The sequence below is a fragment of the Dietzia sp. HMSC21D01 genome (assembly GCF_001815995.1).
GTDB classification, from domain to species: Bacteria; Actinomycetota; Actinomycetes; order Mycobacteriales; family Mycobacteriaceae; genus Dietzia; species Dietzia cinnamea.
This window is the reverse complement of sequence record NZ_KV823840.1, coordinates 1-13,664: the sequence shown is the minus strand read 5'-3', so window position 1 is coordinate 13,664 and position 13,664 is coordinate 1. Positions and strand designations below refer to the sequence as shown.

18 protein-coding genes and 1 pseudogene are annotated in these 13,664 nt (G+C 68.5%); 16 read left to right on the top strand and 3 right to left on the bottom strand.

The annotated features are described in order from the left end of the window. From HMPREF3086_RS05435 to HMPREF3086_RS05425, 3 genes are all read right to left on the bottom strand, one after another. Positions 1 to 430: helix-turn-helix domain-containing protein (locus tag HMPREF3086_RS05435; RefSeq protein WP_210401844.1), on the bottom strand; the 430-nt coding region annotated here is incomplete at its 3' end. A gap of 45 nt (positions 431 to 475) precedes the next feature. After that, positions 476 to 934: a DUF5709 domain-containing protein gene (locus tag HMPREF3086_RS05430; RefSeq protein WP_029746966.1), complete on the bottom strand. Its 459-nt coding sequence runs from the start codon at positions 932 to 934 to the stop codon at positions 476 to 478. Next, a complete protein-coding gene (locus HMPREF3086_RS05425; protein WP_246830914.1) occupies positions 931 to 1,467 on the bottom strand; it encodes a carboxymuconolactone decarboxylase family protein in 537 nt (178 codons plus the stop codon). The genes HMPREF3086_RS05430 and HMPREF3086_RS05425 overlap by 4 nt, the downstream gene beginning before the upstream one ends. 254 nt (positions 1,468 to 1,721) lie before the next feature. Between HMPREF3086_RS05425 and msrA the strand changes: the two genes are divergently transcribed. From msrA to HMPREF3086_RS05355, 16 genes and pseudogenes are all read left to right on the top strand, one after another. Then, positions 1,722 to 2,222 carry a peptide-methionine (S)-S-oxide reductase MsrA gene (msrA, locus tag HMPREF3086_RS05420; protein ID WP_024357591.1) on the top strand — a complete coding sequence of 167 codons (501 nt, stop codon included), beginning with the start codon at positions 1,722 to 1,724 and terminating at the stop codon, positions 2,220 to 2,222. A gap of 24 nt (positions 2,223 to 2,246) precedes the next feature. Next, positions 2,247 to 2,585, top strand: a pseudogene (locus HMPREF3086_RS19535) (GNAT family N-acetyltransferase); the annotation flags it as partial. An 84-nt stretch (positions 2,586 to 2,669) separates the two neighbouring features. Further along, positions 2,670 to 3,050 (top strand): thioredoxin, encoded by a 381-nt coding sequence (trxA, locus tag HMPREF3086_RS19530; protein ID WP_024357593.1) that lies wholly within the window; start codon positions 2,670 to 2,672, stop codon positions 3,048 to 3,050. A 29-nt stretch (positions 3,051 to 3,079) separates the two neighbouring features. Then, positions 3,080 to 3,538, top strand: a complete 459-nt coding sequence (locus tag HMPREF3086_RS05410; RefSeq protein ID WP_083324325.1) for a carboxymuconolactone decarboxylase family protein — start codon at positions 3,080 to 3,082, stop codon at positions 3,536 to 3,538. Between the two features lie 9 nt (positions 3,539 to 3,547). Beyond that, a complete protein-coding gene (locus HMPREF3086_RS17925; protein WP_083324323.1) occupies positions 3,548 to 4,567 on the top strand; it encodes an AraC family transcriptional regulator in 1,020 nt (339 codons plus the stop codon). 238 nt (positions 4,568 to 4,805) lie between these two features. Further along, entirely contained in the window at positions 4,806 to 5,897 is a 1,092-nt protein-coding gene (locus HMPREF3086_RS05405) for an ImmA/IrrE family metallo-endopeptidase (protein ID WP_024357595.1), read from the top strand. Continuing rightward, positions 5,894 to 6,808 carry a bifunctional DNA primase/polymerase gene (locus HMPREF3086_RS05400; protein WP_024357596.1) on the top strand — a complete coding sequence of 305 codons (915 nt, stop codon included), beginning with the start codon at positions 5,894 to 5,896 and terminating at the stop codon, positions 6,806 to 6,808. The genes HMPREF3086_RS05405 and HMPREF3086_RS05400 overlap by 4 nt, the downstream gene beginning before the upstream one ends. After that, positions 6,805 to 7,461, top strand: coding sequence for a DUF2637 domain-containing protein (locus HMPREF3086_RS05395; RefSeq protein WP_024357597.1), 657 nt, complete (start codon positions 6,805 to 6,807; stop codon positions 7,459 to 7,461). The genes HMPREF3086_RS05400 and HMPREF3086_RS05395 overlap by 4 nt, the downstream gene beginning before the upstream one ends. Beyond that, positions 7,458 to 7,889 (top strand): hypothetical protein, encoded by a 432-nt coding sequence (locus HMPREF3086_RS05390; RefSeq protein ID WP_024357598.1) that lies wholly within the window; start codon positions 7,458 to 7,460, stop codon positions 7,887 to 7,889. Before HMPREF3086_RS05395 ends, HMPREF3086_RS05390 begins: the two co-directional genes overlap by 4 nt. 80 nt (positions 7,890 to 7,969) lie before the next feature. Continuing rightward, positions 7,970 to 8,833 carry a serine/threonine-protein kinase gene (locus HMPREF3086_RS05385; RefSeq protein ID WP_024357599.1) on the top strand — a complete coding sequence of 288 codons (864 nt, stop codon included), beginning with the start codon at positions 7,970 to 7,972 and terminating at the stop codon, positions 8,831 to 8,833. Continuing rightward, positions 8,830 to 9,903, top strand: a complete 1,074-nt coding sequence (locus HMPREF3086_RS05380; protein WP_067115706.1) for a ParB N-terminal domain-containing protein — start codon at positions 8,830 to 8,832, stop codon at positions 9,901 to 9,903. Before HMPREF3086_RS05385 ends, HMPREF3086_RS05380 begins: the two co-directional genes overlap by 4 nt. A gap of 71 nt (positions 9,904 to 9,974) precedes the next feature. Beyond that, entirely contained in the window at positions 9,975 to 10,673 is a 699-nt protein-coding gene (locus HMPREF3086_RS05375) for a hypothetical protein (protein WP_024357601.1), read from the top strand. A gap of 15 nt (positions 10,674 to 10,688) precedes the next feature. Beyond that, the gene (locus HMPREF3086_RS05370; protein ID WP_024357602.1) at positions 10,689 to 11,864 is read left to right on the top strand and encodes a M23 family metallopeptidase; all 1,176 of its coding nucleotides are present in this window, start codon (positions 10,689 to 10,691) and stop codon (positions 11,862 to 11,864) included. Further along, positions 11,864 to 12,130, top strand: coding sequence for a DUF6112 family protein (locus tag HMPREF3086_RS05365; protein ID WP_024357603.1), 267 nt, complete (start codon positions 11,864 to 11,866; stop codon positions 12,128 to 12,130). Before HMPREF3086_RS05370 ends, HMPREF3086_RS05365 begins: the two co-directional genes overlap by 1 nt. 78 nt (positions 12,131 to 12,208) lie before the next feature. Then, entirely contained in the window at positions 12,209 to 12,478 is a 270-nt protein-coding gene (locus tag HMPREF3086_RS05360) for a DUF6112 family protein (protein WP_020627604.1), read from the top strand. A gap of 40 nt (positions 12,479 to 12,518) precedes the next feature. After that, positions 12,519 to 13,664: TrbL/VirB6 family protein (locus HMPREF3086_RS05355; RefSeq protein ID WP_070720593.1), on the top strand; the 1,146-nt coding region annotated here is incomplete at its 3' end.

Here is a 13,664-nt window from a genome sequence, read left to right as displayed (position 1 = left end):
CCGCCGTCAACCCCACCACACCCAACGGCAGTCGGAAGAAGTCCCCGATGACTCCTTCGTCGAAGGCGTGGACGTAGGGGCTCGTGCTCGGGTAAACGACGATGCTGCCCGGGGTCATCACGGTCTGGTCATCGCCACGGCGCAGCATCGACCGGTTGCCGCGCTGGAAGACCACGAACAATGACTCGTCGTCGTCCGACATGATCATCCGCTGGGGACGCATAGCGAGGGCAGCCAGCGAGGGCACCGTCTTGACGGACAACGCTCTCAGCTGCCCGATGTCTTGGTAGGACACGTTCACATGCGCCTCGCGGCCCTGCGGGTCGAGAGTCAGGTCTGTCTGAACGAGGTTCTCGCAGAGCATCGTACGGATCGTCTCCACGCGGTCACGTTGATCGACGCTGCGCGAGTCCCATGTCTGCTGCATCATTACAGCCTCCGCCGTTCTCCCGGGCTTCCCCGGTCTGATTCCAGACTATTGCCGGTCATAGTCGCCCTCGTCGATGACGACATGGATAGCTGCCTCCTCGGCGGAGGCGGCGCCGTTGTCGATGCCGATGTCGGAGGCCCAGAAGTCGGAGGATGGGTCTGGGTTGCCGGGTTCGGTCCAGATCAGCCGTCCAGCGCGTACCGATCCGACCTGGTCGTCAAGGATCTCGCCGTCCGTGCCGATGATGTCGCCGATCCCGTCGCCCATCGGCTCTTCGGGTTCGTGCTCCGGCACCTCACGCGCCAAGCGAGCCGCCAGCGGTTCTCGAGTACGTGCTTCGCGTGCGGTGAATCCCCACGACAGTTCGGATGACCGCCGCTCCGGTGGAGAGTATCCCGGGCCGTCGTCATCGGAGTCTTCGCCGAGAAGATCCGAGTCGAGGCTCTCATCCGGCGGAAGCAGATCGAACTCGATGTCCTGCCCGCTGATCGATCCATCAGTCATGATGGGTTCCCTTTCTTTCCCCGGGCGCCTGGTCTATCGGCGTCACGTGCAGGCTCTTCGTCACCGGGTGACATCACCGGTACGGCGCCCTGCGCGAGCTTCAGCCTCGTCCACACGTTCATGTTGATGACGACGGCTGCGATCTCCGCGATCTCACGCTCATCGAAGAACACCGTCAGTCCTTGATGCATCTCAGCGAAGTGCTCGTGCTCGTAACGTGTCAGCGCTTCGCAGTACGCCAGTGCGAGTGCTTCGGAACCGGAGAACATCGTGCTCTGCCGCCAGCTCGCCAGGTGCGCGACCATCGCCGCGCCGATGCCTACCTCCACGGCGATACGCGTGTGCAGGATCAGGCAGTACGAGCACGGATTGATCTGAGCAACCCGCAATCGGAGAAGGGCAGCGAGGCGATCACCGATCGACAACTTTGCCGTGTACCCGAACCCCGCAGCCATCTGCTTCGCAAGCTCATGGAAGTCAGAGAGATCCGGATCAAAGCGCACATTCTCGAAATCGATCTGCTCTGATATCACGATCTCTCCTCACCGTAGGGCACGGTTCGCTGGCTTGCCGGAGTTCCGACGCCTCCTCCCGACGGTAGATCCGCTTCTCTGCCCCGTGTGGCCTGCCCCTGCAGAGAGCTGTCTTCTCCCTGCAACCGCCCGCCCCGCTTTCGAACGCGGCAGGTCGCGGACATTACGCTGCACAGCCAGGCCACCTGGACAGCACCCGGCTCCGTATCGTGACCCGAAGGGGCGTCCTGCCCGCCGTGAAGAGAGAGAAGACGATGCCGACCTCGAGAGTGATCCTCGCCAGCGGCTGCTTCTGGGGAGCCCAGGAGCTCTTCCGCTCACTCCCGGGCGTCGTGAGCACCCGCGTCGGATACTCCGGCGACGACGACACCCCCAACGCGACCTACCGGGATCACGGGGATCACGCAGAAGCCCTCGAAGTGATCTATGACCCCTCGATCATCCGATTCCAGACACTGCTGGAGTTCTTCTTTCAGATTCACGATCCCACCACTCGGAACCGTCAGGGAAACGACATCGGGCGCAGTTACCGATCAGCGATCTTCACGACGACCGAGGGACAGAGGAAGGTCGCCTTCCACGTGATCGAAGCGATCAACGCTTCCGGCCGCTGGCCAGGAAAAGTCGTGACAGAGGTGGGCGAAGCCGGCCCGTTCTGGGAGGCCGAACCCGAACACCAGGACTACCTGCAGAAGCATCCCAATGGCTACTCGTGCCATTTCATCCGACCCGACTGGGTACTACCGGGCCGCTGACCGAGATCTCGCGATAGGAGAGACATGAAACATCCCGACGGAATGATCGGCTTGACCGCGACCGACGCCGACACTGACCTCCCGGCTGCATCCTCGGACGCAGCCGAAGACTTCGTCATCACTGAGAACGTCGAGTCCGAGCTGTACGAAGCGACCGTGAACGGCAAGCTCGCCGCCGGCCTGCTCTACAGCAGAACCGGCGACCGGGTGCTTCTGCTCGCGACGTCCGTGTTCCCCGAGTTCCGCGGAAAGGGAGTCGCGGCGCGACTCCTTGGAGGCGTCCTCGACAGTCTCCGCGAGGACAAGAAGACCGCGACGGTCTCGTGCCCCTTCGCCGCCGCGTACATCCGCGCTCATCCGGAGTATGCGGACGTCGTCGACACGCGATTCCCTGGCAACCCCACGGACACCACCACTGATCGTCATACGCACAAGAGGAGAATCCACATGGCAACCGTCGAACTGACCGAGGACAACTTCGAGGTCACGATCAATCAGAACGACATTGTCCTCGTCGACTTCTGGGCGGACTGGTGCGCACCATGCCATCAGTTTGCGCCGGTCTTCGAGAAGTCGTCGCAAGACAATCCGGACATCGTCCACGCGAAGCTCGACACGGAGTCGGAGCAGCGCATCACCGCGGCGGCCCAAATCACCGCGATTCCCACTCTGCTCGCCTTCCGCCAGGGGTTGCTCGTCTTCAGCCAGGCCGGTGCCCTACCGCCCACTGCCCTGGCCGAAGTGGTAGAGAACGTCAGAGGACTCGACATGGACGAGGTCGGGAAGGGCCTCGACTCCGATGGCGGCTCGGCCAAGGATGATCGCTGATGTCCACCTTGCATGGACCACGCCCCTACATGGACAAGGCCGTCCCAGAAGCATGGGAAGCCGCGTCTGCGTTCGCGACCGCTGCGTCTGAGGCCGCATCGCAACGCGGACTCACTCCCGCCGAGAGCGAGTTGATCAAGGTTCGGGCGTCGCAGTTGAACGGATGCGTCTTCTGTCTCGATCTGCATTCGCGGCAGGCAAGGCGCGCAGGCCTCAATCAGCAACTACTCGACATCTTGCCCGCCTGGCGCGAGTCGCCCCTGTTCAGCGATCGAGAGCGCGCCTTGCTCGCGATCGCTGAAGCAGCCACCCGGCTCCCGCTCGACGCCGCCGTGAATGTCGAGCTCGCGCAGGCCCGAAGCACTCTCTCCGAGGCGGAGTTCGCGGCCGCGGAGTGGGTCGCTGCGGCTATCAACATGTTCAATCGGATCTCGATCCTCAGCGAACACCGCGTGCGACCACGCGACTCGGAAGGCAAGCTGAGCTGACGGTGCGCCGTGCGCAGCGTGGCCGCTACGCCAGAGGACGCGTTCGAGGCCGCGCACGACTTGCCGCCCAGTCAACCGATAAGGTTCACGCGCCCCTACGCAGCGGTTCAAGCGCCAGGCGATATCGCGGCCATAGAGATGGTGCGTACGGTCCCGTCAAGCCGTACCGTATTCCGGCACGCGAAGATACTCAACGTCGTCGAGGGCTCTTGCGCCCTCGATACTGCTGAGAGCAGGCATGTCCTGCGTCCTGGCATGTCTCTTGCCCTTGGCACCGGCAAATGGTGCCGGGTGCGGCCATCCCCCTCTGTGCGAATCTGGGCCATCTATGCCGACGAGCAGTTCTGGCGCACCCAGATGGCATGGTTCCTCCCCGACGCAGAACGAGTAATCGCAGGACTACATCCCCTCGAGTGGGACGGCCGCGCGATCGTCCTTGCACCAGGTATCGCTGTGCTGCGGCAGGTCGAGCCGATATGGCGACAGATGAGCATCCTGCGCAGCGGGACCCACTCGCCCGAAGTCGTCGCGACTCACACTCTCGAGCTTCTCGCGCGATGGATGAGGTTGATACTGCCGTACTTTCTGGATGAAGCGTCGGAGACCACCACGGCGCCGTGGACACCTATCAATGGACGACTGACCGACTCCGGATCTATTGGCTACGTCGGTCAGGCAATCCGGTTGCTTCGCGGGCGCATCGCAGAGCCGTGGACCGTTGGAGCGCTCTCACGAGAGCTCTCCCTCTCACGGACCCACCTCACCCGCATGTGCGTACAGCACGCCGGCGCCGCCCCGATGCGTCTACTCACTGAACTCCGGCTCACTGAATTCGCGCGGCTCATTGAAGAAACCGATATTTCCGTGATGCGTGCCGCGAGCGAAGTCGGGTGGAGTGACCCGCGCGTAGCATCCCACTGGTTTCATCGTCGCTACGGCATCACGCCGACACAGTACCGACGCACACCACACACGGTTCCTGAAGATCGACAAAGCCACGCTATCGCTGCCAACGACACCAGCCGGTAACCTCTGCGGACTCGTCGTATGAACCGCTCCACTCGACGCGTGTCCCACGTTTCACCGGCGACGTCGACAGGTCTTGGACTGCCGTGTAGAACACGTCAAATACGTCGGGTTCATCGCGGAGCCTGACGGCCACAGGCCCAGTCCGTTGTCCGTCTCTTCTTCCTGATCCGCCCGGCGCACCTCATGGTCGCAAGGGTCAACGGCTTGTGCCGTTGGCCTCGCCGGGAGGAGGTCATTGATGGCGACGGACGAGGAGGCGCGAGCGGCGCAGGATGCGCGGCTCCAACAGCTCCATGAGCGGCTAACGGCTGCAGTCGATCAGCTCGTCTCGGGTGAGGACTGGAAGCATGCGCTGGAGTTCGCGGCCCGGTTCCGGGCGAAGTCGTTCAACAACACGCTGCTGATCTGGGCTCAACATCTCGATCTCTACGAGGCAGGTCGCACAAGCGCGCCAGAGCCGACCTTCGTGGCCGGTTACAAACAATGGAAGGCGCTGGGTCGCTCGCCGCTCGCAGGCGGGTCGATGCAGATCTTCGCCCCGCTGATGGCGCGGTTCGCGTCCTCGACACCGCAGAACCCCGAATCATGGCGCCGGCTGGACAAGTATGAGAAGCCGAGACCCGGCGAAACGGTCCGGTCGAAGATGGTCCGAGCGATCCCGGTGCGTGTCTGGGATGTCTCGATGACCGACGGCCCGCCGATCCCTGAACGCCCGGCGCCGGCGCTACTGGAAGGCCAGGCGCCGGACGGCTTGTGGAACGGGCTTTCGGCGCTGGCGGTGGCTGAGGGCTTCTCGGTGCTGCGGGTCGAGCACGAGGGGATGATCCACGGCGCGAACGGCCTGACCGACTTCCAGGCGCGCACGGTCGCGGTGCGGACGAACATGGACGAGGCCGCGCAGGTGAAGACCCTCGCGCACGAGCTCGCGCATGTGATGCTGCACGGCCCCGACAATCCCGATGCGACCGGGCATCGCGGCATCGGCGAGGTCGAGGCCGAGTCCGTGGCGCTCATGATCGGCGCCGCGCATGGCATGGACACCACCGCCTACACGATCCCGTATGTCTCAGGCTGGGCGGGCACGGTGAAGGACAAGGACCCGGTCGAGGTCGTGCAGGCCACCGGCGAGCGCGTCCGCAAGGTCGCGGTGACGATTCTCGACGCGCTGCCCACCGTCCAGGTCGGCACCGGCGACCCGCCCGGCCTGTCCCGTGAGCCGGCAGCGACTTCGCGTGTGGCTGGCTCAGAGCGGATCGCACCCCAGTCGGTGCCGGTCGAGTCGGCGCGTTCGTCACGTCCTGCGGACGTGGCGGTGAGGAGCCTGTCATGAGCGTCGCCAGCGTCCTCGCCTCGGTGTCAGGCCTTCCATTGCCGCAGGCCGCCGCACGGCTCGCGGCTGCTGGGGTGCCGGTGTTCCCGTGCGTCCCGGGCGCGAAGAACCCGCTGTTGAAGCCCGACGAGGAGAACCCGCAGGCGCAGCCCGGCGGGTTCCACACGGCAACCACCGAGACCCGCCAGGTGGCGGCGTGGTGGCGGCGCTGGCCGTCCGCGAACATCGGCATCCCGACCGGCGCCGCCTCCGGGGTCGAGGTCGTCGATGTGGACCGCAAGCCCGGCGGCGACGGGTTCGCCGCGTTCGAGCGCTCCCGCCGTGCCGGACTGGTGCCGGGCTGGCTGGCCGTGGTCAGGTCGGCGTCGGGCGGGGCGCACTTCTATTTCCCGGCCGACCCGGACCGGCCGCAGCGGTCGTGGCAGGCGGCGAAGGCGCATGTGGACTTCCGCGGCGACGGCGGCTACATCATCGTCCCGCCCTCGGCCGTGACAGGCTCCGGTTCCTACGAGTTCGTCGCCGGTGCCGACCGTGTGCCCGCCCCGGTCGGTGCGGCTCGGCTGCGGGACTTCCTCGACCCGCGCCCGGAGCCTGCCCCGCACCAGGTGCGCGGCCCGATCCGCTCGGAGGATGCGGCGCGGCTGGCCGCATGGGTCGGAATGCGCGCCGAAGGCGAGCGCAACCGCGGCCTGTTCTGGGCATCGTGCCGTCTCGCGGAGGCGGGCCTGTCACTGCCCGAGATGGTCGACGCACTCGCCCCGGCCGGTGAACAGGTCGGCCTCCCGCAACGGGAGATCGAGACCACGATCCGCTCTGCATACCGCGCCACGCACGTCCAGCCCGCATCCGTCGTCGGACAGGGCGATGCCCCGCGCCAGCCGACGAAGCTCACCGGGCAGGTGCTCTCATGAATCCGCCAACGACCGTACGGCCGCGGGGCGGGCGGGTCGCGGTCGTGACGGCCGTGGCCGGGACGGTGTTCATCGCGGCCGGCGCGTTCTGGCTCTCGTTCACCGCCCTCGCAGACCTCGCTCGCCGCTCGGGCGTGGATGCCGGGCAGGCGTGGGCCTGGCCGCTCATCGTCGACGGGATCATCGTCGTCGCGACGGTCGCTGTCGTCGCCCTCGCGGGCCAGCGGTCGGCTTGGTACCCGTGGCTGCTGCTCGCGGCCGGTGCACTGGTGTCGGTGACGGCGAACGCCATCCACGCCGTCGTCGCGGCCGACGCCGACGTGCCGGGCGTGCTCGCCGCGTGTGTGGCGGCGGTGCCGCCGCTGGTGCTGCTGGCGATCACGCACCTCACCGTGATCCTCACTCGCCCCCTTCCCGTGAGTATCGAGCCCGCCGAGGAGTCTGCGCCTGATGAGGACATGCCTGATGCTGCACCGGCGCCGCCGGCAGTCATGCCTGTGCGCCAGGTAGGCCGGGAGCTCGCGGCGCGCCTGCGGGAGCAGGGCTGGTCGAACAAGGCCATCGCCCGCCATCTGGGCGTGCACCCATCCACCGTGGGCCGCTGGTTCGGCCCGCCCGCACTGACGACGGCTGAGGAGAAGGAGACGCCATGAACGACGACCAGCACACGACCGCTCTCCACGAGCAGGTCGAGCGCGAGCCGGACCGGCGGGAGCGCGACGAGACGCCGCGGGAAGGGGGTACCTCGGCACTCGCCCGGCACCGCGACCCGTCGCTGACCCAAGGCGCCACGGAGGCGGCGAATAAGCGACGGCCGGGCGTGGAGTGGGTGCGTCCGACCGACCTGATGGCGTCCCGCTCTGCCCGGATCGCGGGACGGGGTATCAACTTCCAGGCTGAGCTCGCCCGCCGCTCCCGCCGGGTTCCCGGCCAGGCGTTCCGCGCGACGCACACCGGGGCGCGCACGGGTGTCCGGTTCGTGAGCGAGCGTGCCCGGAGGCTGCCGCCCGTGACGGCGTTCGGCCGCAGGTCCGGGGAGCACTACTCCTGGGTGTCGCGCTCCGGGATCGGGCTCGGGTAACCATGTTCGCCCCCGGCGCGACGGCGCGAAGCCAGGCCACTGGGGGCCGTGTGCGCACCTGCCTGTCAGGAGGTGCCGTCATGGAGACTGCCACGGCCCGCGACCGGCGGGCACGATTCGAGGACTCGGAGGCGCTGCGCGCCCTGCTCACCCGCCTCCACGAGGCGGGGCGCGGAGCGTGGCGCCATGACCCGGAGGCCGCTGCGCTCATGGAACATGCGGCGAGAAAGTACGCGGCGCTGGCCCGCAAGCACGGGCTGGACCCGTGGGAGGCGGCGTCTGCGGCATTCGAGGCGATGCGCGGTGCCGCGACCCGCCGGGCGGAGGACCCGTGGGCGGTGATCACGCGGGCGGTGCAGGTGACATGCACCGCGGAGGAGCGCGGCAACGGGCTGCTGTGCTCCGTCCACCAGGCCCGCCGGCCCCGCTACTCGGTGTTCCATGACGCGGAGCGGTTCAGCGATCGGGAGAACCCGCTGCCCGACTACCACCCCGCGTTCCGGTTCGATCCCTTCACCGACGGGGAGCCGGATGCCGATGGCGATGCGGTGCCGGAGCGGGCAGTGAATGTGACCGCCGCGATCGAGGACACCATCGCGTTCCTGAGCTGGGTCGGGTGGGAGCCTGCGACGGCGCGGGCTGCGGTCGAGTACATCACTACGCGGCTCGCGGAGTCGGTGTCGCGGGCGTCGGCGTTCGAGGTGCTGCGCCGTGACCGGCAGGCCCGCGCCCTCCTCGACCTCCCCAGCGCCTCCTGGACGGCGCTGCTGCGGGTCGTGCTCGGCGTTCCCGACCCGGCCCTCACGCACACGAACGCCGGCCGCGGAATGCTCCGCCGCCTGCTAATCGGCCAGCCGCTGCGAGCACTCCTCACAGACGACAACCTCGTGATCACCGCCGGACTCGCCGCACCCAGATTCGGTGCCGGGAGCGGCGGGTCATGAGCACGCCACTGGAAGGACGCATCGAGCTGGAGCGCGCGGTCGATTCGATCATCGTCGGCGCGCGGCACCGGCACGACCACGGCGACCTGACCCCATTGGTCGAGTCGATCCGTCGCCACGGGCTGCTGCAGCCGATCACGGTCACCCTCGACGGGCACCTGATCTGCGGAGCCCGCCGGCTCGCGGCGATCAAGCTGCTCGGCATCAAGACCGTCAACGTGTGGGTGCGGTCCGGGGTCTCCGACCGGCTCGGGCAGCTCCTGGCGGAGCAGGACGACAACCAGCTCCACAAGCCCCTCACCCAGCTCGAAGCTGCCGCCCTCTACCGCGAGCTGAAGGCCCTGCTGGCCGAGGACGCCGCCCGCCGACAGGAGGCCACCAGGTTCCAAACGTCCGCCGAAGATGCAGAAGACGGTGGTGCCAATTTGGCACCACCGCAGATCGAGCAGGGCAAGACCCGCGCGCAGGCCGCTCGGATGGTCACTGGCCGCGCCTCATACACGACGTTGGAGCGCATCGGCCGGCTGGAAGACCTCGCCGCGGACGAGTCCCAGCCCGAGGCGGTGCGGGCGCGCGCCGCGCAGGAGATCGAGCGGATCAAGACCGGCGGCAGCGTCTATCCGTCGCATCTGCGCGTGAACGCGGAGCTGTCGCTGGCGGAGCTCGACCAGCTCGCCGCCGACCTGGCACAGCCCGCCGGGCTGCGCGAGCGGGCCCGTACCGAAGCGGATGCGGTGCGGGCCGCGGAGCGGGAGGCGAAGGCCGCAGAGCTGGAGCAGTTGGCGCAGTCCGCGCTCGCCCGCGTCAAGGCAGCCAAGACCGGCAGGAAGGCGAAGCGGCCCGCACTGACGGCGGTGGAGCCGGGCCTCCCGGTGCCGTTCCCTCTGACCGTGTTCACCGCGACGTGGGACGACATGGCCTCGTGGTGGAAGCACTACGACCCCACCGAGGTCGGCCCGGCACTCACCACCGAGCAATGGGCACGGTTCGAGGAGACGATCGCCGGCACCGTCGCGTTCGCCGATGCCGCGCGCGTCGCCCGGGAGGGCCGACCCGAGCAGACCGCCTGAACAGGGCGGTGGCGCGCACCTTCCTGGCAGCCACGCATCCCCTTGTTGCCGTCCGGGAAGGACCCCTGTTCATGGACCCCGCCGCCCCCGATGACCGTCGCCGTCGTCGCCTGCTGATCGCCGCCACTGCCGCAGGCCTCGCCCTGCTGATCCTCGTCGGCATCGGCATCTACGGACTCGTCCGCGGCCCCGCCGCCCCGGCCGACCCGGCACCGAGCGAACGACCCTCCACCACGATGCCAGTGACGCCCGGCCCGATGCCGGGCGGTGAGCTGGAGCCGCTGCCGCAAAGGCTCGGCCCGGAAGCGTTCGCCCGCGCGGTCGCGACCGCGCTGTTCACCTGGGACACCACGACCGGGCACACGCCTTCGGACTATGCGCAGGTGCTCGCGGATGCCGCCCACGGTTCCGAGGCGGATGCGTTCGTGGGCGACGTACGCGCCTACCTCCCGACGACGGAGGCGTGGGCGCAGCTGCGCCAGTACGCGACGCGCCAGTGGCTCACCATCGACGAGGTGTTCATCCCGGAGGCGTGGGAGACCGCCGTCGATCAAGCCGCCCCCGGCCAGATCCCGGCCGGGGCAATCGCCTACACCTTCGAGGGCACCCGGCACCGCGACGGCACCTGGGGCACGACGCCGGTAGAGGCGTCCCGCCCGGTCGCGTTCACCGTGTTCCTCGTCTGCACCCCGCCCACGCCCGGCCACGGCGCGGCATCAGGTTCGTGCGAGGTGCTGCGGCTGTCCGAGCTCGACACCCCGCTGCACTGAGCCGGGAGCGTCGCGATGAAGAAGCTCGCCGTCCTCGCCCTCACCCTGCTGCTCATCGGGCCCTCCACGGCCCTGCTGGGCGTCGCCGCCCTCGGCGGCACCTCCGCGACCGCCGCCGTCTGCACGCCCGGCTCACTCGCGGTCGGCCCGATCCCGGACTCGCTGACCGCCACCACCCGCAACGGGGAGACGGTCACGCTGGACCGGCAACAGCTCACGCACGCGGCGACGATCATCACGGTCGGCAGGCAGACCACCGGCGTCGGACGCGACGGGGTGCTCATCGCACTCATGGCCGCCCTCACCGAATCCACCCTGCGGATGCTTGCCAACACCAGCGCCTACCCCGAGTCCGCGGACTACCCGCACGACGGCAACGGGTCGGATCATGACTCGCTCGGCCTGTTCCAGATGCGGCCCGCCAGCGGCTGGGGCACCGTCGCCGAGCTCATGGACTCGACCTACCAGGCCAGGGCGTTCTACGGCGGCGAGTCCGGCCCGAACTACCCATCCCCGCGGGGGCTGCTCGACATCCCGGGCTGGCAGCAGCTCGACCCCGGAGAGGCCGCGCAGGCCGTCGAGGTCAGCGCCTACCCGGACAGGTATCAGAACTACCAGCCGGTGGCGCAGGCGATCCTCGACGCCCTCACCCGACCCGCGCCCTCCGGCAACGGCGGCGGGGATGAGACACCGGTCGTGCCCGAGACGACCAGGATCGTGCTCCCGCTTCCCGAGGGAACCTGGGTGCGGACGAGTCCGTTCGGGTGGCGCAATGACCCGATCACCGGGGAACGTCGCTTCCACGCCGGCTCGGACTTCGCTGCCCCCGATGGAACCCCGATCTATGCCGTCGCCGACGGCGTCGTGGTGCGCGCGAACTACACCGACGCAGGTGGCGGGGTCATCGTCATCGAGCACACCGTCGGCGGTGAGCGGGTCGCGTCGATGTATGTGCACATGTGGCAGCACGGCATCCACGTCGCCGAAGGCGACACCGTGACCGCCGGGCAGCACATCGGAGACGTCGGCTCCTCCGGGCACTCGACCGGCCCGCACCTCCACCTACAAGTCCACCCCGGCGGCGCAGGAGCGGACCCGGTGGACTCCGACGCCTGGCTCACCGAACACGGTGCCGAAGGGATTGCGGGCGGCGAAGCCGCCCCCGCCCTCTGCACCGCCGGGGGTGCGTGATGGACGTGTTCCCCGACTTCGGCGGCGTGGGCGGCGCCGCAGACCTTCGGTCCATCGTCGGCGCGCTGCTGATGTTCGTGCTCGTCACCGCGGTGCTCATGCTCATCGTCTGCGCCATCATCTGGGCGATCGCGTCCGCCAGCGGCAACTACCAGGCCGCCACCAAGGCGCGCACCGGCCTGCTCGTCGCGGTCGGCGCCGCCGCGCTATCCGGCGCCGGCGTTGCCTGGCTCAACTTCCTCCTGGACGTCGGCACCCGGCTCTGACCGCCCCCGCCTGCGCTGGGAGCGGGTGTGCACCTGACCGTCGAGAACCCCGTCTCGACCAGTCAAGGGAGCACAACTGTGATCGACATCGACCCCAACAGCTCGGGCCTTCCGGGCATCGAGCAGCTGCGCATCATCGTCGGCGCCGTCATGACGGTGGGCCTGATCCTCTCCGTCCTCGCGCTCATCGTCTCCGCGATCGTCTGGGGTCTCGGATCGAACAGCAGCAACCCCCACCTCGCCAGCCGCGGCAAGGTCGGCGTCCTCGTCTCCTGCGGGGCGGCGATCATCTGCGGCGCCGCGGTCACGCTGGTGAACTTCTTCTGGGGCGTCGGGCAGGCCGTCTAATGACGACCCGACATGACCTCCGACGGCGGGGGTGGGCGCGGTGAGCGTCTGCGACGTCCCGGTCATCTCCTCCGTCTGCGACGCCGTCGGCGAAGGCACCGCCTCCCTGATCGCGGCTCCGTTCGACTGGCTCGCGCAAGCGATGGCCGGGGCCGCCGCATGGCTGTTCGAGGCCGTCTGGTGGGTGTTCGACACCACGACCCTCGTCGACGTCACGAGCGCCGAGTACGTCGGCGTCTACAACGTCCTTTTCGGTGTCGCCGTGTTCGTGATGCTGATCTTCTTCTGCCTCCAGCTCATCACCGGCCTGGTCCACCGCGACCCCACCGCGCTCAGCCGTGCGGCGCTCGGCCTGGCGAAGTCCGTCCTCGGCAGCTTCTTGGTGATCACGCTGACGGCGCTGCTGTTGGAGGTGACCGATCAGCTCGCGGTCGGGATCGTGCAGGCTACCGGCAACACGATGGAAGGGATGGGGACCCAGATCGGGCTCCTCGCCGTCGCCCTCGGCGCCATCAACATCGGCGGCCCTGGCGTCGGGGCGATCCTCACGATCTTCCTCGCCGGCCTGGCCATATCGGCGGCGGCGATCGTGTGGTTCTCCCTGCTGATCCGCAAGGCGCTGCTGCTCGTGGCGATCGTATTCGGCCCGGTCGCCCTGGCCGGGGCCACGTGGGACGCGACCAAGGGCTGGTTCGCCAAGTGGGCGGCCTTCGTGATCGCCCTGATCTTCTCCAAGCTCGTCCTCGTCGTGATCTTCCTCGTCGCGATCGGGCAGGTCTCGGCCCCGATCGAGGCCGACCTGGCCTCCATCTCCGACCCCATCGCCGGCGTCGTGCTGATGTTCATCGCCGCGTTCGCGCCCTACATCACCTACAAGTTCCTGTCGTTCGTCGGCTTCGACATGTACCACGCGATGTCGTCCGAGCAAGAGGCGAAGTCCGCGCTGAACCGGCCCGTGCCGGTGCCATCTGCCCCGCAGGCCGACACAGCCAAGAAGGTCCTCGACGGCGGCACCGACACGGGCAGCAACCCGCCAAGCGGTGGAGGCGGCGCAGGCGGAGGCTCGACACCGCCCCCGCCTCCTCCCGGTGCGTCGGCTGCGGCCCCTGCCAGCGCGGGAGCGGGCACGGCGGGTACCGGCGCCGCTACATCCGGTGCCGGAGCAGGGGCTGGAGCTGCCGGCGCT

What these genes read in the sequence shown, in the direction of transcription:
- HMPREF3086_RS05430 (WP_029746966.1), bottom strand. Translation starts at nt 934, where the DNA reads ATGACTGATGGATCGATCAGCGGGCAGGACATCGAGTTCGATCTGCTT.
- msrA (WP_024357591.1), top strand. Translation starts at nt 1,722, where the DNA reads ATGCCGACCTCGAGAGTGATCCTCGCCAGCGGCTGCTTCTGGGGAGCC.
- trxA (WP_024357593.1), top strand. Translation starts at nt 2,670, where the DNA reads ATGGCAACCGTCGAACTGACCGAGGACAACTTCGAGGTCACGATCAAT.
- HMPREF3086_RS05410 (WP_083324325.1), top strand. Translation starts at nt 3,080, where the DNA reads ATGGACAAGGCCGTCCCAGAAGCATGGGAAGCCGCGTCTGCGTTCGCG.
- HMPREF3086_RS05405 (WP_024357595.1), top strand. Translation starts at nt 4,806, where the DNA reads ATGGCGACGGACGAGGAGGCGCGAGCGGCGCAGGATGCGCGGCTCCAA.
- HMPREF3086_RS05400 (WP_024357596.1), top strand. Translation starts at nt 5,894, where the DNA reads ATGAGCGTCGCCAGCGTCCTCGCCTCGGTGTCAGGCCTTCCATTGCCG.
- HMPREF3086_RS05395 (WP_024357597.1), top strand. Translation starts at nt 6,805, where the DNA reads ATGAATCCGCCAACGACCGTACGGCCGCGGGGCGGGCGGGTCGCGGTC.
- HMPREF3086_RS05390 (WP_024357598.1), top strand. Translation starts at nt 7,458, where the DNA reads ATGAACGACGACCAGCACACGACCGCTCTCCACGAGCAGGTCGAGCGC.
- HMPREF3086_RS05385 (WP_024357599.1), top strand. Translation starts at nt 7,970, where the DNA reads ATGGAGACTGCCACGGCCCGCGACCGGCGGGCACGATTCGAGGACTCG.
- HMPREF3086_RS05380 (WP_067115706.1), top strand. Translation starts at nt 8,830, where the DNA reads ATGAGCACGCCACTGGAAGGACGCATCGAGCTGGAGCGCGCGGTCGAT.
- HMPREF3086_RS05375 (WP_024357601.1), top strand. Translation starts at nt 9,975, where the DNA reads ATGGACCCCGCCGCCCCCGATGACCGTCGCCGTCGTCGCCTGCTGATC.
- HMPREF3086_RS05370 (WP_024357602.1), top strand. Translation starts at nt 10,689, where the DNA reads ATGAAGAAGCTCGCCGTCCTCGCCCTCACCCTGCTGCTCATCGGGCCC.
- HMPREF3086_RS05365 (WP_024357603.1), top strand. Translation starts at nt 11,864, where the DNA reads ATGGACGTGTTCCCCGACTTCGGCGGCGTGGGCGGCGCCGCAGACCTT.